20 protein-coding genes are annotated in these 23,392 nt (G+C 63.9%); 7 read left to right on the top strand and 13 right to left on the bottom strand.

Annotation, left to right across the window (positions count from 1 at the left end; all coding sequences use genetic code 11):
• Positions 1-19 precede the first annotated feature (19 nt).
• From msuE to QEP15_RS01200, 3 genes are all read left to right on the top strand, one after another.
• A complete protein-coding gene (msuE, locus tag QEP15_RS01210; RefSeq protein WP_056320695.1) occupies positions 20-601 on the top strand; it encodes an FMN reductase in 582 nt (193 codons plus the stop codon).
• A 106-nt stretch (positions 602-707) separates the two neighbouring features.
• A complete protein-coding gene (locus tag QEP15_RS01205; protein ID WP_152383172.1) occupies positions 708-1,688 on the top strand; it encodes a DUF1852 domain-containing protein in 981 nt (326 codons plus the stop codon).
• A 25-nt stretch (positions 1,689-1,713) separates the two neighbouring features.
• A complete protein-coding gene (locus tag QEP15_RS01200; protein WP_280148331.1) occupies positions 1,714-2,742 on the top strand; it encodes a methionine synthase in 1,029 nt (342 codons plus the stop codon).
• 99 nt (positions 2,743-2,841) lie between these two features.
• Here QEP15_RS01200 and QEP15_RS01195 read toward each other — a convergent pair whose 3' ends face one another.
• The 9 genes from QEP15_RS01195 to urtA all read right to left on the bottom strand — a co-directional run bounded on the left by QEP15_RS01195 (position 2,842) and on the right by urtA (position 11,325).
• On the bottom strand, positions 2,842-3,723 hold the full coding sequence (locus tag QEP15_RS01195; RefSeq protein WP_280148330.1) for a DMT family transporter: 882 nt from the start codon (positions 3,721-3,723) through the stop codon (positions 2,842-2,844).
• Positions 3,724-3,744: 21 nt separating this feature from the next.
• Positions 3,745-4,701 carry a bifunctional helix-turn-helix transcriptional regulator/GNAT family N-acetyltransferase gene (locus QEP15_RS01190; protein WP_376750969.1) on the bottom strand — a complete coding sequence of 319 codons (957 nt, stop codon included), beginning with the start codon at positions 4,699-4,701 and terminating at the stop codon, positions 3,745-3,747.
• 209 nt (positions 4,702-4,910) lie between these two features.
• Positions 4,911-5,243 carry a zinc ribbon domain-containing protein gene (locus tag QEP15_RS01185; protein ID WP_152383169.1) on the bottom strand — a complete coding sequence of 111 codons (333 nt, stop codon included), beginning with the start codon at positions 5,241-5,243 and terminating at the stop codon, positions 4,911-4,913.
• 9 nt (positions 5,244-5,252) lie between these two features.
• Complete coding sequence (gene fmdA, locus QEP15_RS01180; RefSeq protein ID WP_152383168.1) at positions 5,253-6,482, bottom strand: formamidase; 1,230 nt, start codon at positions 6,480-6,482, stop codon at positions 5,253-5,255.
• A gap of 29 nt (positions 6,483-6,511) precedes the next feature.
• Complete coding sequence (urtE, locus tag QEP15_RS01175; protein WP_280148328.1) at positions 6,512-7,204, bottom strand: urea ABC transporter ATP-binding subunit UrtE; 693 nt, start codon at positions 7,202-7,204, stop codon at positions 6,512-6,514.
• A 14-nt stretch (positions 7,205-7,218) separates the two neighbouring features.
• A complete protein-coding gene (gene urtD, locus QEP15_RS01170; RefSeq protein ID WP_108696590.1) occupies positions 7,219-7,962 on the bottom strand; it encodes an urea ABC transporter ATP-binding protein UrtD in 744 nt (247 codons plus the stop codon).
• Entirely contained in the window at positions 7,959-9,080 is a 1,122-nt protein-coding gene (urtC, locus tag QEP15_RS01165; protein ID WP_280148327.1) for an urea ABC transporter permease subunit UrtC, read from the bottom strand. The genes urtD and urtC overlap by 4 nt, the downstream gene beginning before the upstream one ends.
• A 10-nt stretch (positions 9,081-9,090) precedes the next feature.
• Positions 9,091-10,008, bottom strand: coding sequence for an urea ABC transporter permease subunit UrtB (gene urtB / locus QEP15_RS01160; protein ID WP_152383165.1), 918 nt, complete (start codon positions 10,006-10,008; stop codon positions 9,091-9,093).
• A 54-nt stretch (positions 10,009-10,062) separates the two neighbouring features.
• Complete coding sequence (gene urtA / locus QEP15_RS01155) at positions 10,063-11,325, bottom strand: urea ABC transporter substrate-binding protein (RefSeq protein WP_056320636.1); 1,263 nt, start codon at positions 11,323-11,325, stop codon at positions 10,063-10,065.
• Positions 11,326-11,521: 196 nt separating this feature from the next.
• Here urtA and QEP15_RS01150 point away from each other — a divergent pair, with 196 nt between their 5' ends.
• Both QEP15_RS01150 and QEP15_RS01145 read left to right on the top strand, forming a co-directional pair.
• A complete protein-coding gene (locus QEP15_RS01150; protein WP_152383163.1) occupies positions 11,522-14,914 on the top strand; it encodes a hybrid sensor histidine kinase/response regulator in 3,393 nt (1,130 codons plus the stop codon).
• The gene (locus QEP15_RS01145; RefSeq protein WP_254607183.1) at positions 14,898-15,791 is read left to right on the top strand and encodes a response regulator; all 894 of its coding nucleotides are present in this window, start codon (positions 14,898-14,900) and stop codon (positions 15,789-15,791) included. The genes QEP15_RS01150 and QEP15_RS01145 overlap by 17 nt, the downstream gene beginning before the upstream one ends.
• Before the next feature lie 67 nt (positions 15,792-15,858).
• On the opposite strand, the gene QEP15_RS01140 is transcribed toward QEP15_RS01145, so the two are convergent.
• A complete protein-coding gene (locus tag QEP15_RS01140; RefSeq protein ID WP_280148326.1) occupies positions 15,859-17,265 on the bottom strand; it encodes an aminotransferase-like domain-containing protein in 1,407 nt (468 codons plus the stop codon).
• A gap of 201 nt (positions 17,266-17,466) precedes the next feature.
• On the opposite strand from QEP15_RS01140, the gene QEP15_RS01135 reads away from it, so the two are divergent.
• On the top strand, positions 17,467-17,634 hold the full coding sequence (locus QEP15_RS01135) for a hypothetical protein (protein WP_155721921.1): 168 nt from the start codon (positions 17,467-17,469) through the stop codon (positions 17,632-17,634).
• Positions 17,635-17,747: 113 nt separating this feature from the next.
• Here QEP15_RS01135 and QEP15_RS01130 read toward each other — a convergent pair whose 3' ends face one another.
• From QEP15_RS01130 to QEP15_RS01120, 3 genes are all read right to left on the bottom strand, one after another.
• Positions 17,748-19,352, bottom strand: a complete 1,605-nt coding sequence (locus QEP15_RS01130) for an MFS transporter (RefSeq protein WP_280148325.1) — start codon at positions 19,350-19,352, stop codon at positions 17,748-17,750.
• A 66-nt stretch (positions 19,353-19,418) separates the two neighbouring features.
• Entirely contained in the window at positions 19,419-20,123 is a 705-nt protein-coding gene (locus QEP15_RS01125) for a hydrolase (RefSeq protein ID WP_217618127.1), read from the bottom strand.
• A 247-nt stretch (positions 20,124-20,370) separates the two neighbouring features.
• Positions 20,371-21,369, bottom strand: coding sequence for a PIG-L deacetylase family protein (locus QEP15_RS01120; RefSeq protein WP_280148324.1), 999 nt, complete (start codon positions 21,367-21,369; stop codon positions 20,371-20,373).
• A gap of 113 nt (positions 21,370-21,482) precedes the next feature.
• Between QEP15_RS01120 and QEP15_RS01115 the strand changes: the two genes are divergently transcribed.
• Complete coding sequence (locus QEP15_RS01115) at positions 21,483-23,237, top strand: putative bifunctional diguanylate cyclase/phosphodiesterase (protein WP_280148323.1); 1,755 nt, start codon at positions 21,483-21,485, stop codon at positions 23,235-23,237.
• Positions 23,238-23,392: the final 155 nt, after the last annotated feature.

Here is a 23,392-nt window from a genome sequence, read left to right as displayed (position 1 = left end):
TGGCTCCATGGAAGCAACGATGACACACCCCCTGCGACTGGTCGCCGTTTCCGGCGGCATGCAACGTCCCTCCAAGACCACCGCCCTGGCAGAACAGCTGCTGGCGCTGATCGCCAACGAAATCCCCTGCGAACCCCGGCTGGTCGAAATGGGCCGGCTGGCGCCGCAGCTTGCCGGCGCGGTCTGGCGCTCGCAGTTGCCCGACACGGTCGAGCGCGAGCTGGTTGCGGTCGAGCAAGCCGATGTCCTGGTGGTGGCAACGCCCGTCTACCGGGGCTCGTACACCGGCCTGTTCAAGCACTTCTTCGATTTCATTCATCAGGACGCCTTGATCGACAAGCCCGTCCTCTTGGCCGCGACCGGCGGCAGCCAGCGCCATGCGCTGGTGATCGACCACCAGTTGCGGCCGTTGTTCAGCTTCTTTCAGGCGCGCACCTTGCCGCTCGGCATCTACGCGACCGACGAGGATTTTGCCGACTACCGGCTTCAGAACGACGCGTTGATCCAGCGGGCCGGTCTAGCCGTCCAGCGCGCCCTGCCGCTGGTCGAACTGACGCGGCATGCCCGCGCCGCCGCGGCCGAAGAAGTCCTGGCGGCCTGACGCCAGGCCCCCCTTACCAATCGCCGAACAGGCAGCGTGACAGCACACGCTGGTCGCGCCGGCAACGAATACACGTTCATTGCAGCATTTTTGGCACCCGACACCCATGAGCAACGACTTCACCTTCAGCATCAAGAGCATCCGCTTCGATGAGAACTATCAGCCGTCGGACAGCACGCGCATCACGACCAACTTCGCGAACCTGGCCCGAGGCGCCAGCCGCCAGGAAAACCTGCGCAATACGCTGAAGATGATCGACAGCCGTTTCAATGACCTGGCGCATTGGGACAACCCCACGGGCGACCGCTACGCCGTTGAACTGGACATCATCACCGCCGAGATGACGCTGGGCCAAGACGGAAGCGCGTTTCCGCTGATCGAAATGCTCAAGACCAACATCGTCGACAGGCAAACGGACAAGCGTATCGACGGCATCGTGGGGAACAATTTTTCTTCCTACGTGCGCGACTACGACTTCAGCGTGCTGCTGCCCGAATTCAACGACAACAAAGCCACGTTCAGCACGCCGGAAGGTTTTGGCGACCTGCACGGCAAGCTCTTCAAGCACTTCGTGCAATCGCAGGCCTACCAGGCGCACTTTGCGAAGCCGCCGGTCATCTGCATCAGCGTCTCCAGCAGCAAGACCTACCAACGCACCGACAACCACCACCCGATCCTGGGCGTGGAATATCAACAAAGCGAATTCTCCTCGACCGATCATTACTTCGAGAAGATGGGCCTGCAGGTCCGCTACTTCATGCCGCCCAACAGCGTGGCGCCGCTGGCGTTCTACTTCCAGGAAGACCTCTTGGGCGCCTACACCAATCTTGAACTCATTGGCACGATCAGCACGATGGAAGCGTTCCAGCGCATCTACCGGCCCGAAATCTACAACGCCAATTCCGCGGCTGGAAAGCGCTATCAACCCAGCCTGAAGAACCAGGACTACTCGCTGACGCAGATCGTGTACGACCGCGTCGAACGCAGCCAGCTCGCCATCAAGCAGGGCAAGTTTGCCGAGGCGCACTTCATCAAGCCGTACAAGCACGTGCTTGATCAATGGGCTGCCAGCTACTCCCATCAATAAACCGAAAACAGACGGACACTTCGCCATGAAAAAAATCTTGCCCACCTCGACTGCCGGCAGCCTGCCCAAACCGTCCTGGCTTGCCCAGCCTGAAAAGCTCTGGTCGCCCTGGAGCCTGCAGGACGAGCAACTGGCCGAAGGCAAACGGGATGCGCTGCTCCTGGCCCTGAAAGAACAGGAGCTGGCCGGCATCGATATCGTCAGCGACGGCGAGCAGACGCGCCAGCACTTCGTCACCACGTTCATCGAACATCTGGACGGCGTTGACTTCGAAAAGCGCGAGACCGTCCGGATCCGCGACCGCTACGACGCCAGCGTCCCCACCGTCGTCGGCGCCGTCAGCCGGCAGAAGCCCGTGTTCGTCGAAGACGCCAAATTCCTGCGCCAGCAGACGAAGCAGCCCATCAAATGGGCGCTGCCCGGTCCCATGACCATGATCGACACGCTGTACGACGCACACTACAAGAGTCGTGAGAAGCTGGCCTGGGAATTTGCCAAGATCCTCAACCAGGAAGCGCGCGAACTGGAAGCTGCCGGCGTCGACATCATCCAGTTCGACGAGCCCGCCTTCAACGTCTTCTTTGACGAGGTGAACGACTGGGGCGTCGCCACGCTGGAGCGCGCGATCGAAGGCCTGAAGTGCGAAACCGCCGTGCACATCTGCTACGGCTACGGCATCAAGGCCAACACCGACTGGAAGAAGACGCTGGGCTCCGAATGGCGCCAGTACGAGGAGTCGTTCCCCAAGCTGCAGAAATCCAGCATCGACATCGTGTCGCTGGAATGCCAGAACTCGCATGTGCCCATCGACCTGATCGAACTCATCCGCGGCAAGAAGGTGATGGTCGGCGCCATCGACGTGGCGAACCACGCCATCGAAACCCCCGAGCAAGTCGCCGCCACGCTGCGCCAGGCGCTCAAGTTCGTGGATGCCGACAAGCTGTACCCGTCCACCAACTGCGGCATGGCGCCGCTGCCGCGTGCCGTGGCCAATGGCAAGCTGAAGGCGTTGAGCGCGGGCGCGGCGTTGGTTCGTAACGAACTTTCGGCTTGATCCAGCCGGTCGCAGACGGTGCGCGGCGATGATGCGCATCCTGCGAGTCCCACGGTGACGGCGGCGCGGCCGCCGTCACCGTCAGATAGAACAGGTTGTTCAGTTCGCCTCAAGCCTTCGTGTCGCCATGACCAGTCCCGCGCAAACCATCGCGAGCGCAACGAGCACCGTCATCGGCGCAAGCCGCTGCGACAGCAGCGACTCGATGAGCGCGGCGGTCACCGGACCCAGGGCTTGAAAGGCCGTGACCTTGCTGGCAGCCAGCCTGCCCAGCGCCCACAACCAGCAAAAATAGCCCACCCCGCTCGATAGGCCAATGAACACGACGTTGGCCCACTGAAGCCGATTCAGCGAGGGAATCAGCGGCTGCGAGGTAAGGACGCAGAAACCGAGCAGGAACACCACCGCGGAAACCATCGCGAGCCGGCAGGTCGCAAGCGCCGGATAGCGGCGCAGATAGGGGCCGTACAGGATGCTCGTCACGGCCCCGACGATCGTGGCGGACACCAGCGCCACCATCCCCCAGCCGATGTGCGCCACGCCCGCCGCAGACGCGGAAGGCGACAGCAGCAGATACGCAACGCCAGCCACCGCGGTGCACACGCCAACCAGACCTCGGCCACTGTATGGCTCCTTGCCGGTGATCACCGCAAGGCACATCGTCACGAGCGGCATCGTGGCAAACACCAGCGCGCACACGGTTGCCGACACCGTCAACAGCGCATGGTTGAGCAACAGCACCAGCACGGCGAACTGGAAAACGCCCAGCGTGGCGATGGCAACTGCATCCTTGGCCGTGAAGGTCGTGCGTACGGCCGGGCCCAACGGCAACAGCAGGACCGCCGCACCGATCAGATAGCGCAGGAATGCAAGTGTTGCGGGCGAGACGGCGTTGGACACCACACTTGTGGAAACCATCGCCGCGCCCACGAGCATCCCCACCGTCGCGGCGGCGGCGATTGCGGTGCGCCCGGTGCGCATGACAGGTCGGCCGCGCGGGGATCAGGCCGTGGGTTTGACGCGGGTGAACTGCTGCTCGGTGACGATGCTGCCCCACTGATGGCCCGCTTCCTCATGCACGAGCTTGAATCCCACGGACTCATAGAGCTTGCGCGCCGCGTCCAGGCCCTTGAAGGTCCAGAGCTGGCACTCGGAGAAACCGAACCGGTCACAGAAGTCCAGCGCCGCCTCGATCAGCTTTCGGCCGGTCCCGCTGCCCCGGCATCCGTCATCCAGGATGAACCAGCGCAGGTGCGCCTGGCGGTTGCCCAGGTCCTGGCCGTCTATGGCGATGGAACCAACAATCCGGTCGTTCTGAATCGCCGTCCACACCCCATTGCATGGCTCGCCGAGCCGCCCCGCGAACTCGGCGATTCCCGTGGCCACCTGGCTTTCGAAGAACTGGCCAAAGCCCGAGTGCCGCGAATAGAAGGCGGCATGCATCTCGGCCACGCGTCCCACCAGACCGGGCCGATAGCCGGGCACGATCTGCACCGTATCGCGGGCCGCTGCGGCTTGCGCCCCGCGGCTCGCCTTGAGCGCCCTGGCATATTCCGACAACCCCTGCGCGACCGCCTGCTGTTGCGAGGGATTCAAGTGCGCCATTGCCGAGGTGACCTGATTGCGGCCGTACGCATGAATTTTCTTGACCAACGCCTTGCCCTGCCCGGTCAGCGTCAGCTGCTTCAGACGCGCATCTTCTGCGCTTGCCGACTCGGCGATGTCCCCGGCCGCGATCAGTTTGGAAAGCATGCGGCTCACGCTGGATTTCTCCAGGCCAAGCGCAGTGACCAGGTGGGCCGCCGACACCCCGCCTTGGGCATCGATTTCCAGCAACGCGTGCACGGCCGAGGCGGAGTAGGCGGTGCCCGCCAGCGTCGGCCGCATGAAGCCCAGTTCGCGCACGATGGTGCGCGATGCGGACCGGATTTCGTCGATTGATTTGGCGGGCATCTGCATGGCGCGTCCGTTAGGTTGTATTGCACAACCATAATGTTGCTCACTACAACCAACCTGTCAAGCCGCGAGCGATGCCGGGATTACCCGTAATAACAAAACTCTCTCAATTCGGCCGTGCCGCAACTGGCGCTGTGGTTGCCGGGGCAGAGGTCGACGCTGTGAGGGCGGGGCGTGGCAAGGCCAGCCCCGGTTTGCCTTGCCATCCGTCTTCAGTGGCTGATCATCCAAGGCCGGGCGCCAGCGAAAGTTTTGCCGCCGTCCGCGGTCTGGCGCGTCCGACCCGCGGCTTTCGCGCCTGAGCAACAACCGCACCCCATGCCGTGGCCCCCCCGCGTGCTGCGGGGTTCATGGGCGGCGCGTTCGTTGGCGGCGCGGGCGCGGTTCATCGCCGAGGACAGCGCCGAGACCGCGGGTGCGCCGCTGACGAAGCGCTCGCAGGAGATGCCGCAATCGGGGCAGGACGCAAGGTCACGCCATTGCGATAACGGCTTCAGAGCCGAGAACTCGCCGCAGTCCTGGCAACGATAGTCATAGAGCGGCATGCGGGCTCCTTAAAGGTCTTCGGCGATGGGCATGTCCATGCCGCGCTTGATCTGCGGCACGTCGCCCAGCGCATTGGGCTGGATGTCGATATCGAAGATCTCGGTCGGCAGCCACAACGTCGCGCACGCATTGGGAATGTCCACCACGCCGCTGATGTGGCCCTGCACCGGCGCCGTGCCCAATATCGAATACGCCTGCGCGCCCGAATAGCCAAACTTCTTCAGATATTCAATGGCGTTCAGGCAGGCCTGGCGATAGGCGATGTGCACGTCCAGATAGTGCTGCTTGCCGCCTTCGTCGACCGAAATGCCTTCGAAGATCAGGTAGTCCTTGTAGTTGGGCGTGATGGGGCTGGGTTTGAAGATGGGGTTGCGAATGCCGTACTTGGCCATGCCGCCCTTGATGAGCGACACCCGCATGTGCACCCAACCCGCCATTTCGATGGCGCCGCAGAAGGTGATCTCGCCATCGCCCTGCGAGAAGTGCAGATCGCCCACCGACAGGCCGCCACCTTTGACGTAGACCGGAAAGAACACCCGGGATCCGCGCGACAGGTCCTTGATATCGCAATTGCCGCCGTGCTCGCGCGGCGGCACAGTACGCGCGCCTGTGGCGGCGGCACGATCCCGCTCGGCGCCCTTGAGCTTGCCCATGTGCGCCGTCTTGGGCGCGGGGGGATTGGCCAGCGGCGGCACGCGATCGGGATCGCTGTCTATCAGCTTCTGTTCGCGCTCATTCCACTTGTCCAGCAGCGCCTGATCCGGCAGGCAGCCGATCAGGCCCGGATGAATCAGGCCAGCGAAACGCACGCCCGGGATATGGCGCGAGGTCGTGAACATGCCTTCAAACTCCCAGATCGACTTTTGCGCCGACGGGAAGTGTTCGGTCAGAAAGCCGCCGCCATTGTTCTTGCTGAAAAAGCCATTGAAGCCCCACAGGCTTTCCTGCTTGGCGCCGATATCCAGCAGATCCACCACCAGCAAGTCACCGGGCTCGGCGCCTTCGACGCCGACCGGGCCCGACAGAAAGTGCACCGTGGACAGGTCCACGTCGCGCACATCGGAGGCATCGTCATCGTTCTTGATCGCGCCGCCGGTCCAGTCGTAGGTTTCGAGCACGAAATCATCGCCCGGCCGGACCCACGTCGCCATGGGAATATCGGGATGCCAGCGATTGTGCACGCCTTCGTTTTCGTAGGGGGATTGGGCCAGGTCGACCTTGATCAGGGTTTCAGGCATGTCATGCTCCTTTTGGATGGACAACGGCTTCAGACAGACAGGTATTTGCTGATCGTCTTTTCGTCCACGCGCCCGCGCGGGTCTTCGTGCACGAAGCGGCCCTTGTCGATCACGATGAGCCGGTCGGCGATCTGCATGGTGAAACTCAAGACTTGTTCGGACACCACAATGGCCAGGCTGCGCAATTTGCGGATCTCCAGCAGGCTGCGGGCGATGTCCTTGATGATGGACGGCTGTATGCCCTCGGTGGGCTCGTCCAGCAGCAGCACGCGGGGGTTGGTGACCAGGGCGCGCGCGATGGCAAGCTGCTGTTGCTGCCCGCCTGACAGATCGCCGCCCCGCCGGCCGCGCATCTCGTGCAACACCGGAAACAGCGCGTAGATGTCCTCCGGAATGGAGTTGCGCAGTGCCCGCCCGCGCATGCCGGTACGGATGTTTTCCTCGACAGTGAGCGTCGGGAAGATCATGCGGCCTTGCGGCACATAGGCCACGCCGCTGCGCACGCGCTGATGGCTCTCCAGGCGTTCGAGCGCCTTGCCATCGAGCGAGATCGAGCCCTGCATGGTGGGCAGCATCCCCATCATGGTCTTGAATAGCGTGGTCTTGCCCATGCCGTTTCGCCCCATCACGGCGACGATTTCACCGGGGGCCACGGCCAGGTCGACACCGTGGATGACTTTGCTTTGCCCATAGCCCGACACCAGGCCAGCGATATTGAACATATTGCCTCCTGGCCTTAGTGGCCGAGATAGACTTCAACCACGCGCGGATCGGACTGCACCTTGTCCATGCTGCCCTCGGCCAGCACACGGCCCTGGTGCAGCACCGTGACCTTGTGCGCGATGTTCTTGACGAACTCCATGTCATGCTCGATCACGATGAGCGATCGATTCCGGCTGATTCGATTGAGCAGTTCGGCCGTGCGTTCGCGCTCGGACACGCTCATGCCGGCCACGGGTTCGTCCAGCATCATCAGCTCGGGCTCCTGCATCAGCAGCATGCCGATCTCCAGCCATTGCTTCTGGCCGTGCGACAGCAGCTCCGCCGATCGGTCGAGCTGGTCGGCAAGAAATATCTCTTCGGCCACCTGTTCCACGCGCTCGATCACGGCCGCGCTGCGCCTGAAGGTCAGCGCGCCCAGCACGCTGCGCCCGGCCGGAAACGAGACTTCCAGATTCTCGCGAACAGACAGGGTTTCGTAGATGGAGGGCGTCTGGAATTTGCGGCCCACGCCGGCGCGCACGATTTCGTACTCCGCCAGCCCGGTCAGCTCGGTATCCTTGAATCGGATCGAGCCCGCGGTCGCCTTGGTGCGGCCGCAGATAAGATCCAGCAGCGTGGTCTTGCCGGCACCATTGGGGCCGATGACCACGCGCAGTTCTCCCTGATCGACATACAGGTTGAGGTCGTTGACCGCGACGAAGCCGTTGAACGACACGGTCAGGCCTTCGATGTACAACGCGAATTCTGACGGGTTCATGCTGCCTCCGCGGCGCCATCCGCCTGCTGGCGCGATGCTTTGCGCGCCATGCGCTTCTGGGTGTATTGGTGATACAGACCGGCCAGTCCGTTGGGAAACGCCATCACGACCGCAATGAACAGCCCGCCCATCAGGAACAGCCAGAGCTGCGGAAAACTCTCGGAGAAATAGCTCTTGCCGAAGTTGACCAGCAGCGTGCCGTAGACCGCGCCCAACAAGGACAGGCGGCCGCCGACCGCGGCAAAGATGACCATTTCAATGGAAGGCACGATCCCCACGAAGGAAGGCGACATGAAGCCGACCTGCAAGGTGAACATGGCCCCGCCGATCGCCGAGAACACGGCGGCCACGCAGAACACGAAGACCTTGAAGCTGGCGACGTCATAGCCCGAGAAGCGCACGCGTTCCTCTTTGTCGCGCATGGCCATCAGAAGCTTGCCCAGTTTGGACGACAGCAGGTATCGGCCGAACAGGATGCACGCGAACAGCAGCACGCCGTTGATGAAGTACAGCACCAGCCGGGCGCTGTCCGTGCGGATATCCCAGCCCAGCAACGTCTTCAGATCGGTGATGCCATTGACGCCGCCCGTCCAGCCCTGCTGGCCGATGATGAGCACCGACAGGATCAGGGCCACGGCCTGCGTCACGATGGCGAAATAGGTGTCGCCCACGCGGCGCTTGAACATGGCCGCGCCCAGAATCAACGCCAGCAGGCAGGGCAGCACCGGCACTGCCATCAAGGTGAACCAGAAGCTCTTGAAGGGCACCCAGAACCAGGGCAGCGACGTCAGCTGGTTCCAATCCATGAAATCCGGAATACCGGGCGTGGACTGGATCTTGGTGGCCTCCGGTGTCGAGGCTTCCAACTTCAGAAACATCGCCATGCAATAGCCGCCCAGCCCGAAGAACACCCCCTGGCCCAGGCTCAGGATGCCGCCATAGCCCCAGCACAGCACCAGGCCCAGCGCGACGAAGGCATAAGACAGGTACTTGCCGATCAGATTGAGCCGGAAGACGTCCAGCGCCAGCGGAAACACCACGAACAGCAGCAGCGCCAGAATGGCCAGCCCTGCAAGCCCTTCGCGCCCGCCGATCACGTTGTGAAAGAATTTCTGCATGATGCGCCCCCTACCTGCGTACCTTGATGCTGAACAGGCCTTGCGGGCGCAGCATCAGAATGATCACGATGGCCGACAACGTCAGCACTTTGGCCATCGAACCGGTCATGAAGAACTCCGAGATCGATTGCGTCTGCGCGATGACGAAGGCCGACGCGATGGTGCCGAACAAGCTGGCCGCGCCGCCAAACACCACCGTCAGGAACGTATCGACGATGTAGAGCGAGCCGCTGGTCGGGCCGGTGGAACCGATGGTCGTGAACGCGGCGCCGGCAATGCCGGCAATCCCGCAACCCAGCGAGAACGTCACGCGGTCCACGCGCTTCGTATCGATGCCCACCGCGCCGCTCATGGCGCGGTTCTGCACCGTGGCGCGCACATGCAGGCCCCAGGTCGACCGGAACAACGCCAGAAGCAGCGCGCCAGTCAGCACGATGCTGATCGACATGACGAACAGGCCATTGATCGGGATGTCCACGCCGTCCAGCGGCTGCCAGGAGCCCATCAGCCAATCGGGCAGCGTCGGGCTGACTTCACGCGGACCGAACAGCGAACGCAGGGTCTGCTGCAGCACCAGCGACAAGCCCCAGGTCGCCAGCAGCGTGTCCAGCGGCCTGCGGTACAGATGACGGATCATCATCCACTCGGTCAGCCAGCCCAGGCTGAAGGTCACCGCAAAGGCCAGCAGAATGGCGACAAAGAAGTAGGCCGGCATCAGGCCGGGCGCGTACTGCTGGACCAGTTCGGAACAGAGATAGGTGCAATAGGCGCCCACCGCCAGGAACTCGCCATGGGCCATGTTGATGACGCCCATCTGGCCAAAGATGATCGCCAGGCCCAGGGCCATCAGCAACAACACGCTGAAGACCGATAAACCATTAAAGCCCTGCATCAGCAGGATGGCCCCAAGATCGGAGAAGGATTCCATGGATGGCTCCCGGCAGTGGAAAGGGCGTCGCGCGCGGCGCCCGGATCGACGTGATTACTGATAACCCTTGGGGAAGGGATCGGGCTTGATGAGCTCCGGGGTCTCGAAGATCACGTCGAACTGGCCGTCCTTGCGAATCTGGCCGATGCGGGTCTTGCTCCACAGGTGGTGGTTGGGGTCGATCTTGACGTAGCCTTCGGGCGCTTCCTTGAATTCCAGGCCGGCCGACGCGGCGACCACCTTGTCGACATCGAAGCTGCCCGCCTTCTCCACCGCCATCTTCCACAGCCAGGGTCCCAGATAGGCCGCCTGGGTCACATCGCCGATCACGGCGTCGGCGCCATACCTGGCCTTGAAGGCTTCGACGAACTTCTTGTTGTTGGCGTTGTCCAGGCTCTGGAAATACTTCATGCAGGACCAGAAGCCCTCGGCGTTTTCACCGCCGATGCCCAGCAGTTCATCCTCGGTCACCGAGATGGTCAGGAGCTTTTGCTTGCCGCTCGTGACGCCCGCCGCCTTGAGCTGCTTGTAGAACGACACATTGCTGCCGCCCACCACCACGGCGAACACCACGTCGGGCTTTTTCAGCTTGATCTTGTTGATCAGCGAGCCGAACTGCGTGTGGCCCAGCGGGTAGTATTCCTCGCCGACCACCTCGCCCTTGAGCACGTTCTCGATGTGCTTGCGGGCGATCTTGTTGGACGTGCGGGGCCAGATGTAGTCAGAGCCGATCAGGTAGAAGGAACGCGCCTTCTTCTCGCGCGCCAGCCAGTCCAGGCTGGACAGGATCTGCTGCGTGGCCTCCTGCCCGGTATAGAACACGTTCTTGGACTGCTCCAGGCCTTCATAAAACGTCGGGTAGTAGAGCAGGCCGTTTTCTTTCTCGAACACCGGCAGGACCGCCTTGCGCGACGCCGAGGTCCAGCAGCCGAACACCGTGGCGACCTTGTCGCTGACCAGCAGTTTGCGGGCCTTTTCGGCAAACGTCGGCCAGTCCGAGGCGCCGTCTTCCTGGATGATCTTGATCTTGCGGCCCAGAATGCCGCCCATCGCATTGATTTGCTCGATCGCCAGGCGCTCGGATTGAATCGACCCCGTCTCGCTGATGGCCATGGTGCCGGTCGCCGAGTGCAATTGGCCCACCGTGACTTCGGTGTCGGTAATGGCCAGGCCGGTGGTGTTGATGGCCGAAGTGGCCGGCGCAGCGGCCCGCGACAGCGCCGGTATGCCCAGCAGCGGCAGGGAGGCAAAAGCCAGGGCCAGGCGCCGGCGCGAGGGCAGCTCCGGGGCATTATCAAAAGGGGTTTTGCCAGACATCGATGACTCCTCAATGGATCACGACCAGGGAAACCGAGCATGCGCGGCACATGCCGCAGCCCGGAGGGTGAGGGCATACTAGGAGCCTATGACGCACTGCAACATACGTTGATTGACGTAGAGCCACCGCCGCCCCCCGGGCGTTACAACGGCACCTACGTTCAATGACGTATCCCCACCTTCCGCGGAGCCCGATTTGTCTGCCAGCGCGCCCCAACGCATCGTCAAGATCCGTCGCGACTACAACACCTGGGTCGCCAATGAGACGCTGGAAGACTATGCGCTGCGTTTCACGCCCGTGTCGTTTCGCAAGTGGTCCGAATTACGGGTCGCCAATACCGCGCTGGGCGCCGTGTCGTTCCTGGCGCTGGAAGCCATCGGCGGCGCGCTGGCGCTGAACTACGGCTTCGTCAATGCGTTCTGGGCCATCATCGCCGTGGCGATCGTCACCTTCCTGACCGGGTTGCCGATCGCCTACTACGCGGCGCGCCATGGTCTGGACATGGATCTGCTGACGCGAGGGGCCGGCTTTGGCTACATCGGCTCGACCATTACCTCGCTGATCTACGCCTCCTTCACCTTCATCTTCTTCGCGCTGGAGGCGGCCATCATGGCGCTGGCCATCGAGCTGGCGACCGGCCTGCCGCTGTCCATCGGCTACCTCTTGTGCGCCGTCGTCATCCTGCCCATGGTGGCTTATGGCATTACCTTCATCAGCCGGCTGCAATCCTGGACGCAGCCGATCTGGCTGGTGCTGCTGCTCTTGCCCTATGCGTTCATCGCCTGGCGCGATCCCGGGACATTGCAGGAGTTCCTGCGGTTTCCGGGCTACGACGGCCGGGGCGGCAATTTCAATCTGCTGATGTTTGGTTCTGCCGTTGCGGTGGCCGCCTCGCTGGTCACGCAGATCGGCGAGCAAGTCGACTTTCTGCGTTTTCTGCCCGAACGCACGGCCGCCAACCGCACGCGCTGGTGGCTCGCCCTGGTCTGCGCGGGTCCCGGCTGGATCGTGCCCGGCGCGGCCAAGATCCTGGGCGGGGCCTTTCTGGCCTGGCTGGCCCTGTCCCTGGGCACGCCGCCCGACAAGGCGGGCGACCCCACGCATATGTATCTGGCGGCCTATACCTATGTCGTCAGCCATCCCGGGCTGGCGCTGGCCTTGGTAACGGCCTTCGTGGTGATCTCGCAGGTCAAGATCAATGTGACCAATGCGTATGCCGGCTCGCTGGCCTGGTCCAACTTCTTTGCCCGCATCACGCATAGCCATCCCGGGCGGGTGGTGTGGCTGGTGTTCAACGTGCTGATCTCAGTGGTCCTGATGGAGATGGGCGTGTTCGGCGCGCTGGAGCACGTGCTGGCAGTGTTCTCGCACGTTGCGCTGGCCTGGATAGGGGCGCTGGTGGCCGATCTGGTGATCAACAAGCCCCTGGGGCTGTCGCCGGCCCGGATCGAATTCCGCCGCGCCTATCTGTATGACATCAATCCGGTGGGCGTGGGCAGCATGCTGATCGCCATGACACTGGGCTTGCTGGCCTTTGCCGGCGTGTTCCCGGGCACGGCGGGCGCGCTGGCGCAGGCCTTGTCGCCGTTCGTCGCCTTGCTGGCGGCCTTTGTCTGCGCGCCGGTCATCGCCTGGCGCACGCAGGGCCGCTACAACCTGGCGCGCACGCCGGTCGATGTCGCGGGTTCCGATCATGTCTGCGTGATCTGCGCCAACCGTTTCGAACAGCCGGACATGGCGCATTGCCCGGCCTACAACGGGTCCATCTGTTCCTTGTGCTGCACGCTGGACGCCCGCTGCCAGGATCGCTGCAAGCAGCAGGGACGCTTGAAGGATCAGGTGCAGGCGGTCCTCGCCCGGGTGTTGCCGGCGCGGGTCACACCGCTCTTGCATAGCCGCCTGGGCCACTACCTCCTGATTGTGATGGGGATGGGCGCACTGCTGGCCGGCATTCTGGGCCTGATCTACTACCAGGAGTACGCCAGTCACATGCGGGGCGGGCTGGACCCCTCGGGTTTGCGGCCAACCTTCCTGAAGCTGTATGCCGCGTTGCTGCTGATCGGCGGCGTGGCGGCCTGGTGGCTGGTGCTGGCGCACGAAAGCCGGCGCGTGGCGCAAGAGGAATCGGATCGCCAGACCCATCTGCTGCTGCGCGAGATCCAGGCGCACAAGCAGACTGACGCGCAGTTGCAACAGGCCAAGGAAGCGGCCGAAAGCGCCAATCTTGCCAAAAGCCGATTCATGGGGGGGATGAGCCACGAGCTGCGCGCGCCGTTGAACAGCATTCTGGGTTACGCACAGATTCTGCAGCGCGACCCGAGCTTGCCACCGGCGCGGCGCGAGGCGATCGACGTGATTCATCGCAGCGGCAAGCATTTGATCGGTCTTATCGACGGTCTGCTGGACATCGCGCGCATCGAGGCGGGCCGGCTCAGGCTCGAGAACAGCGAGCTGCGCCTGCCCGAGTTTCTGGAGCAGATCGTGCAGATGTTCAGACCGCAAAGCACGCTCAAGGGACTGGCCTTCTGCTATGAAGCGGCCGAACTTCCCGCCATCGTGCATATCGACGAAAAGCGGCTGCGGCAGATTCTGATCAACCTGTTGAGCAACGCGCTGAAGTTCACCTCGGCGGGACAGGTGTCGATGCGCGTCAAGTCGGCCGCGGATATGGTGTTGTTCGAAGTGGAGGACACCGGCCGAGGCATACCGGCCGAGGATCTCGAACGCATCTTTCTGCCCTTCGAGCGCAGCTGGGCGGGGGTCGAACAGGCCGATTCCGGCACGGGCCTGGGGCTGACCATCTGCCGCATGCTGACCGGCATCATGGGCGGGGAGCTGACAGTGCGCAGCGTCGTCGGCCGCGGCAGTGTGTTTACGCTGAAACTGTTCCTGCCGGAAGTGCGCTCGCCGCGCAGCGACGCCCGGCCGTCCGGGCTGGTGGTGGGCTACCGCGGCGAGCGCCTGAGGATCCTGACGGTGGATGACCAGCCCTCGCAGCGGCACCTGGTTCGCGACCTGCTCGAGCCGCTGGGCTTTGAGGTTCACGAAGCGCCGCATGGCGCCGCGTGCCTTGCCTGCGTGCACACGTTGCGGCCTGCGCTGATACTGATGGACGTCTCGATGCCGGACATGACCGGATGGGAAGTTGTGCGGCGCCTGCGCGATGAAGGCGTGGCCGTGCCCATCGTGATGCTGTCGGCCAACATCCTGGGGCTGGACCCGAAAGACCCGGCACAGAGCGGGCACAACGCCTTCATTGCCAAGCCGGTGATGGTCGAGGATTTGCTGAATCATCTGGGCCGCCTGCTCAAGCTGGACTGGCAAGTGGCGCCGGTCGAAGCGGCGATGCCCGCGGGTGACCTGCATCGGGTGGCGCTGGAACGCGAGGATGCGGAGGCGCTGCTGGAACTGGGGGCCATGGGCTACATCAAGGGTATCCAGGCCAAGCTGGAAGAAATACGGGGCCGCCGCGCCGAAACGCGCGAATTGACGGCGCATCTGCGGGCGCTGGCAGGCGAGTTTCAACTGAGTGAATTCAATCAGGTGCTTAAACACCATGTGCAGCGTCACCATGCCCACGCCCGATAAGAACCTCGTCATGCTGGTCGATGACGCGCCAGACAATCTGAAAATGCTGTCCACCGCACTGGATGCGGCGGGCTATCAGGTGCTGGTGGCAATCGACGGCCAGTCGGCGATCGAACGGGTGGATTTCGTGGTGCCGGATATCGTGCTGCTCGATGCGGTGATGCCGGGCATGGACGGCTTCGAGACCTGCGCCCGCTTGAAAGCGCACCCCGCGGCGGGAGACGTGCCCGTGGTGTTCATGACGGGCTTGACCGAGCCCGAGCACGTGTTGAAGGCGTTTCGCGTCGGCGGCGTCGACTATGTGACCAAGCCGCTGGACCCGGACGTGGTGGTGGCCCGGCTGCGAACGCATCTGCGCAATGCGCGCAGCCTGTCGGCCGCCTTTGACGCGATCGATGCGGCCGCTCGCGCCGTGGTGGCGCTGGATGCGAGCGGGCAGCCGATCTGGAAGACGGGCAAGGCGCGGATCTGGTTGTCGGCGTACTTTGGCTGCGCCGAGGATGCGTCAGAGCTGCCCGCGCCCCTGGCGGACTGGGTGGCGCGCAACCTGACGGCCGGTCCGGCGGCCGAGCCCTTGGTGCTGGTCAGCGCGCGAGGGCGCCTGACCTTGAGCCTGTCGGCCTCACGGCGCAGCGGCGAAACGTTGCTGCTGTTGCAGGAGACGGCGCCGTTGGCCACGGCCTACGGCCTGACGCCGCGAGAGGCCGATGTGCTGCGCTGGCTGGCCAAGGGAAAAACGAATCGGGACATCGCCGAGATTCTGGGCATGTCGCCACGAACGGTGAATAAACATCTGGAACACATCTACGTCAAACTGGGCGTGGAAACGCGCGCGGCGGCGGCTGCGCTGGCGGTGCGCCAGGGAGAAGCGTTCTGACGCGCTCGGCGTCGCCAGGTCTCCCGGCACTTCGACGTCGACGCGCAAGACCCGGCACCCAAGCAAATCAAACCCGAGAAACCGACGCCGCAACATCGCTCTTGAGCAGCTCCGCCAACCGGGTCAGACCGTGCGTCAGACGCGTCCGGTCAATCGCCCCGCCCAACGACACACGAAGCGCCAAGGGGCTGGACGCCTCCGTGGAAAATGACGCCGAATCAGTAACGCTCACCCCTTGCGCCAGCGCCGTCTGCTTGAGCCGGTAGCAGTCGATATGACGCGGCAATTCAAGCCACAGGTGCAGCCCATTCGGGTCAGCCTGGATCTTGCCCGGCAGGATCGATGCCGCCACGGCCTGGCGATGCTGCAGCTCGCTCCTGACCTGCGCCAGCCAGTGAACGGCAGCGCCCGACTCGATCAACGTCGTCGCCATCTCCGTCATCCAGGGCGTGGGCATCAGCGCCAGCGAACGCAGGGCATCCAGCACCGGACTCAACGGCTCGCCGGCAGGCACGACAAGATAAGCGGTTCGAAGGCCGGGCGCGATGCATTTGGACAGCGTCGACACGTAATACACCGGCGCCGAAGACGTGTTGGCCGCCAGGGAAAACATCGTGCTGGGCGCATGCTCGGCCAACAGCCAGTACGGATCGTCTTCAATGACCGGCAGCGCATGTTTGGCCGCGACGCGCAGCAATGCCGTTCGACGTTCCGTGGACAGCGTGATCGCTGTCGGGTTCTGGACCGTCGGATTCAAATACAGCATGGCGGGACGATGCCGTTCGCACACGCGCTCGAGGTCGGCGGGGTCCATGCCGAATTCATCTGACTTCACGCCAACGGCCGAGCGCTGGAGCAGGCGGGCCGCGGCCAGAAAGCCCGGGTAGGTCAATGCATCGCACGCAATGGCGTCGCCCGATTGGCTCTTGGACAGCAGCAGCGCCGCGATCGCGGTTTGCGCGCCCGGGCAGACCACGATCCGCTCGCTATCCGTGTCGCCCGTCATCGGCCGCAGCCACGTCGCGGCTACCGCACGATGCCGGTTGGCGCCGGCGCCCACGTGGTAGCTCATCAGATCCATCGCGCTTGCGGCCGCCTGGGTGGCGACGCTGCCTTGCGCAAGCAGATCTGCAAACGCTGCACTGCCAAGCAATGGCGGGATGTTCATGCCCAGATCGATCGTCCCGCCCGCCTCCAATCCCGAATAGGACACGTACGTCCCGCCCGCTCCCTGCGCTTCCAGAATCCCCTTCTGGCGCACTTCCGTGTACGCGCGCGTGACGGTCGTCAGGTCGACGCCCAAGGTCTGGGCCAGTTCGCGCTGCGGGGGCAGCCGGTCGCCGGGCCGAAGAACACCGTCCTCCACCGCAGTCTCGATTTGCGTGGCGATCTGCTGGTACCGGGAGCCCGAGCCCGCGGTCAGCGGCCGCACCCACGACGTGTTGGCTTTTTTCAGGCGACGCGAGAGAGCCATGGCTTTTCTTTATGTATGGGTTTTCTGCCGCTTCCGGCGAGAGGGAATGCAGTCGGGGCCGGACGATTCAACTTCTTGTATGGATTTTGGCGGTAGAATTTGCGAACTTGTATGGATTATAGCGCTCGCGCTGCGCGCTCCTGGCCTTGTTGGGCATCGCCGGGGAGTTCACGAAGCTGCTGAAGGCAGCATTTTGAGGCAATGATGAATTTCTGGATCCCCGTCGTCTTCGGTACGTTCAAGCTCGCCATTTTGGGCGTGTGCATGTTCCTCGCCATCAAGTCTCATCGCGAAGGCGCCAGAAAGGAGCGGGAGAAAAAGGAGCTGGAACGCCTTGAAAGTCTGAAGGCGCTGGCGCCGGAACGTTGATCGGATCAGCGCGGGACGGCCTGTCCGTCCCACGCAAAGACGGATGAAGCCCAGGGTTGCATCCAAGCACGAAAGAATGCGGCTCGCGTGAGCCGCATCCGATAACAAGACAATTACGACAGCTGCGGCGCCACGAAGTGGGACACCTTCGGCGGCGCGTCGCCGATGTGGAAACCCCGCGCTTCGGCCTGCTGGTCCGCGTCGGCGTGGGTCACACGCTCATGCTGGCGCAGGTGTTCCAGCCACGAGGTCACGAGGAAGTATTCCTGGTAGCGGCCCGGCTGCGCCGCATCCTCGAAGATCCCCCAGGCGTAGGCCCCATCGCGGCGGCGCTCGGCGCCGACGTGCTGCATGGCCAGCACGAAGTCGGCGCTGCGTGCCGGGTCGATCAGGTATTCGACCGTGATCATGACCGGACCGCGATCATGCGACACCTCTTGATCGATCAGCGGCTCGGGCCAGTGCATCGACGGCGCAAGGTCCAGGTCCGCGCCCAGCTGCAGCTTGGCCTTGCGGGTCAGCAGCATCGCAACCACCGAGCCGGCGGCGGCGATCAGCAGCGCGGCGGGCACGCCGGCACGCACCGCCGTCTGACCCCAGATCATGCTGCCCGCGGTCATCGACCCAAAGAACACCGTCACGAAGATCGCCAGGCCACGGGCACGCACCCAGTCCGGCAGGGCAACCTGCGCCGAGACGTTGAGCGAGGTCAGCACCATGATCCACGAGGCGCCCGCCAGGAAGCTGAACGCACCGGCCACCACAGGATGCGGCACCACCGCAAACACCACCAGCGTGAACGCCGTGCCCAGCGTGCCGGCCATGACGCTGCGGTCAGGGCCCAGCTTCTTGCGCAGCGGCGGCAGCACCATCGCGCCGATCACCGCGCCCGCCCCGACGCAGCCCAGAATGATGCCGTAGAGCAAGGCGCCGCCCTGCAGCACCTGACGCACGATCACCGGCAGCAAGGCCCAGTAGGCGCTGGCAAACAGGAAGAACGCAACGGCGCGAACCAGCGTGGACTTGAGCGGCTTGCTGTGCAGTGCAAAGCGTACGCCGGCACGCATGGCATGAAACAGCTGCTCGCGCGGCAGGCGCTTTTCAGCGGCGGTGGGCGGCTTCCACCAGATCAGCGCGGCCACGACCACGATGAAACTGACGGCGTTCACAAAAAACGGAATCGCCACGCCGATGCTGGTGATCAGCACGCCGGCCAGCGCCGGACCAATGGCGCGGCTGACGTTGATGCCAACGCTATTGGTCGCGATGGCCTGCTGCAGCGAAGGGCGCGGCACGAGGCTGGGCACGATGGCCTGCCAGGCCGGCGCCGACAGCGCCGTGCCGATGCCCATCAGCAACGTGAAGCCCAGCAGCACCCACGGCGTCGTCAGGCCAAACCACACCACCAGCCCCAGCGCCAGCGCAATGGCGCCCATCGCGATCTGCACCATCAGCAGCAGCTTGCGGCGGTCCATCGTGTCGGCCAGCGCACCGGCCAGGAGCGACAGCAGAAAAACCGGCAGCGCGCCCGCCGTCTGCACCAGCGCCACGAACATCGGCGACGGCGACAACGACGTCATGAGCCAGCCCGCGCCCACGTCATGCATCCAGGTGCCAATGTTGGACAGCACGGTGGCAATCCAGATCACTGAAAAGGCGGAGTACGCGAAAGGCGAGGACGGCGGGGCGTCGGCGGGGCGGGTGTCGGCGGTCGTCATGGGAGGCTCCGGGCTGCCAGGCGGTATGGAAAAAAAAGCCCGCGGCATTGGCCGCGGGCCTGGGATTCAGCGAGCGGTAACCGGCGCCGCGACGGGCGCGATCGCCTCGTGTGCGGTCTGCGTGCGCTGACCGGCCTTGTGCACCATCGTGTAGGCGTAATCCACACCCATGCCGTAAGCGCCCGAGTGTTCCTTGACGATTTCCATCACGGCATCATACGAGTCGCGGCGGGCCCAGTCACGCTGCCACTCCAGCAGCACCTGCTGCCAGGTGACCGGCACCACGCCTGCCTGGATCATGCGTTGCATGGCCATGTCATGCGCTTCCTTGGACGTGCCGCCGGACGCGTCGGAGACCATGTAGATCTCGTACTCGCCTTCCAGCATCGCGCTCAGGGCGAAGGTGGTATTGCACACTTCGGTCCAGAGACCGGCCACGATCACCTTCTTGCGGCCATTGGCGGCCAGCTGATCGCGCACCTTCTGGTCGTCCCACGAGTTCATCGAGGTGCGTTCCAGCACTTTCTTTTCCGGGAAGACATCGAGCAATTCCGGATAGGTGTAGCCGGAGAACGATTCGGTCTCGACGGTGGTGATGATGGCCGGAATGTCGAACGCCTTGGCGCCCTTGGCCAGCCCCACGACGTTGTTCTTCAGCGTCTGGCGGTCGATCGACTGCACGCCGAAGGCCATTTGCGGCTGGTGATCGATGAAGATGATCTGGCTGTTTTCGGGGGTCAGCACTTCGAGCTTGGCGGTGGTTTGGGTCATGTCAGTGTCCTTGGAGAGGTAGGTTTGGGGTGTTGCTTGCAGCGCGTCGCTGCCATGACCAGAACTATATTCGGCGGGACAATCTGGCGGTAGATGGCGATTTTTGGCTTCAGCGTTCTTCATATAGAACGATAAGGCGGCCACGCGGCTGAGCCCTCGGGGCTGCCGCGCGGTCGCCTGTCCTTTTCTGATGCACGCGGTTCGATGACGTCACCCGCTATAGCCGAGCGTCTCCCAACGCGCCATCTCAGACCGCATCCCTGGCGCTGTCCGTAAGCCGCCAATACGTTTCATGCACGGCCAGTTTCAGTGCCGTGCTGTCCAGCCCCATCAGTTGCGACGCGTAGACGCCGATGGCGCGCGCCTTGCGCGCCGCATCGACCGCCAGGTGCGCCGGCGTGGCTGTCACGCCGCGCGCCTGCAACTGCGACAGCCGTGCCTGCACGACACCTTGCTGCTGGCGGTATGGCACATCCTCGTAACCGAACCAGGCAACGCCCGGCAACGCATCGCGGATCATCAGGGCGGCGTCGCTGACCCGCACGTGATCGCTGTGGAACAGGCCCAGCGGCATGACCACGGTCGCGGGCGCAAGCCTCATCAGCAGGTGGAACAGACGCTCGGTGATCAGCGGTGCATCCTCGTCCGCCGTCGATGTGTATTGGCTGTCCAGAAAATCCAGCCCCCTTCCGGTCGCGCCCACGCTGCGCAGCGCTTCCCGGTCTTCCGCCAGCCGGCATTCCATCGCGGCGGCGGCATTGGCGAAACCGCAGCGGCGGTCCCAGTCCGTAAGCAGGTTCGGCGTAGGCGCCCGTGCCGTGTACACCGTCACGACCGTACTGCCGGGGCGCGCAGCGAGCAAGCCGGCGCAACTCAGGATGGCGTCATCCAAATGAGGCGATATCACGGCCAGGGGAGATTGGGGCAGCGACGGATCGTCGGCCCAGCTGTGTGCTTGCGCAGAAACCATCGGAATCTTCGATCCGCAGCGGATCGCAGTTGCGGGGGCATTGCTTGCAGCAAATACCATGCCGCAAAGTCCCAGATGCGTGCGGAGCGAACGTGCGGGCACGTAATTTGCGTTACCGCTCTCAACAAAACGGAGCTGTACCGGCATGACACAATCAGAAGGATCGCTTCCCCGTTCCGCCGGCGGCCTGCTTGTCCTGCTGTTGATTGCCTTTGGCGTATTTCTGGCGGCGATGCTGTTTTCCCTGCACTTGTCCGTCGAAAAAAGCGACGACATGTCAGCGATGCGCCAGAGCAAGGAATTGCATCTGGCGATCAGCAACGTCCTGGACGACGTGGCGCAGGCCCCCGCCCGCGCCCGACGCATCCACACGCACCACAGCGGCCGCGGTGCACGCCACCGACCTTGCCATGATCGGCCAACGGCCAGCCGTCGTGAGCGTCATGCGCGTCGCACGGTTTCCGCCCAACCTGGACACGCCGACAATCGCGTCACGGAATCTGCTCGTCAGCGTCCGGTTCATCGATGGCGATTTTTTGCGCGCGTTCTCACGGGACAACCTGATCGACGCGCTCCATTACCATCCCGTGCGCGCCCGCCATGTGCAGGCCGACGAGCGGGAGGAGCCCCTCCGGTCCTCAGACGGCACCTTGCTCGGCTACCTGATGTGGCGGCCGGATCTGCCCGGTTCCGGACTCTGGCGCGCCATGCTGCCCGCGGTTGCCGCCATGCTCGCCGGCACGCTCATTCTGGTGGCGTTGCTGGCACTGCGCACCTACCGGCTTCTGCGCCAACAGCAGGCGCACCTCTCCGCCCTGCGCAAGGCCCATGTGGAACTGAAGGCGAGCGAAGCGCACGCCCACCATCTTGCCTTTCACGACGTGCTGACCGGCCTGCCAAACCGCGCGTATTTCGGCACCTGTGTCGATCAGGCTTTGGCCCGCCGGCGGCCCGATGCAAGCTGCGCGGTGCTGCTGCTGGATCTGGATCATTTCAAGCAGGTCAACGACACATGGGGCCATGCCGCGGGCGATGCGCTCATCCAGGCGTTCACCCGACGCGTCAAGCTTGCCGTCGGCCCGGAAGACTCGGTCGCGCGCCTGGGCGGTGATGAGTTCGCCGTCCTGATGCAGAACGCCACCGAAGCGGGCGCCACCGATCTGACCCGCCGCATCCTGGCCGATGTGCGCGCGCCTTTCGACCTGCTGGGCGGCCGCGCCTTCGTGGGCGCGAGCATCGGTGTATCGATGGCCCCGCGCGACGGCACCACGCGCAGCGAGCTGCTGCGCAAGGCCGACATCGCGCTCTACCGCGCCAAGGATCTAGGCAGAAACCAGTACAGCTTCTTCGCCCCCGAGATGGACGAAACGCTCAAGGCGAAGGCCGTGATCGAAGAGGATTTGCGCGCCGCGCTGGCGGATAGCGACCAGCTTCAGGTCCACTTCCAGCCGCAGATCGACAGCGGCACGCAGCAGCTCGTGGGCGTTGAAGCGCTGGTGCGATGGAACCACCCGGCCAAGGGCCCCGTGTCGCCGCAGATCTTTGTGCCGGTGGCTGAATCCACCGGCCTCATCGAGCCGCTCGGGGAATGGGTATTGAAACAAGCCTGCCGCGCGGCGCGGCAATGGCCAAGCCTGTCCATTGCGGTAAACCTCTCCCCCAAGCAGTTTCGCGGCGCCGACTTTGCGGAACGCGTCATCGATCTGGTGCGGCGCGCTGATGTCGATCCGGCGCAGATCGAGCTGGAGGTTACTGAAGGCGTGCTCATCGAAGACGACGGCCGGGTGCAGAAGGCTATCGGCAAACTGCGCGCCGCCGGCTTCCGGATCGCGCTGGACGATTTTGGAACGGGCTACTCCAGCTTGAGCTACCTGCAACGGTTTGCCGTCGACAAGATCAAGATTGACCGGAGCTTCGTCGCAAACATCGGAGAGGGCAGCGATTCCACCGCCATCGTGAACGCGGTGGTGACGCTGGGGCGCTCGATGGGCCTGACGGTCAATGCCGAAGGGGTGGAGACGGCCGCACAACGCGACTTCCTGCGTGCTGCCGGATGCGACGAAATGCAGGGATTCCTGTTCTCCAAAGCCGTGCCGGAAGCAGAAATTACAAAACGCCTCCAAAGGGCGCCCGCCGCAACCTAGCTGCCCGCACGTCGCCCATCCAGGCCTGGCACGTCGTTCAGCGCGCGCCAAATGTGAAAAAGGGCCGCTTACGCGGCCCTTGCACTTGAACAAAGCTGATATTGCGGGCAGATGGAAAGAAACGATAGGAGTCGTCGCTGCGACCGACTTTATTG

Origin of the sequence: Achromobacter mucicolens (genome assembly GCF_029866465.1) — a bacterium.
In the GTDB taxonomy this organism is placed as follows: Bacteria; Pseudomonadota; Gammaproteobacteria; order Burkholderiales; family Burkholderiaceae_B; genus Achromobacter; species Achromobacter mucicolens.
This window is presented reverse-complemented; position numbering and strand designations above follow the sequence as displayed.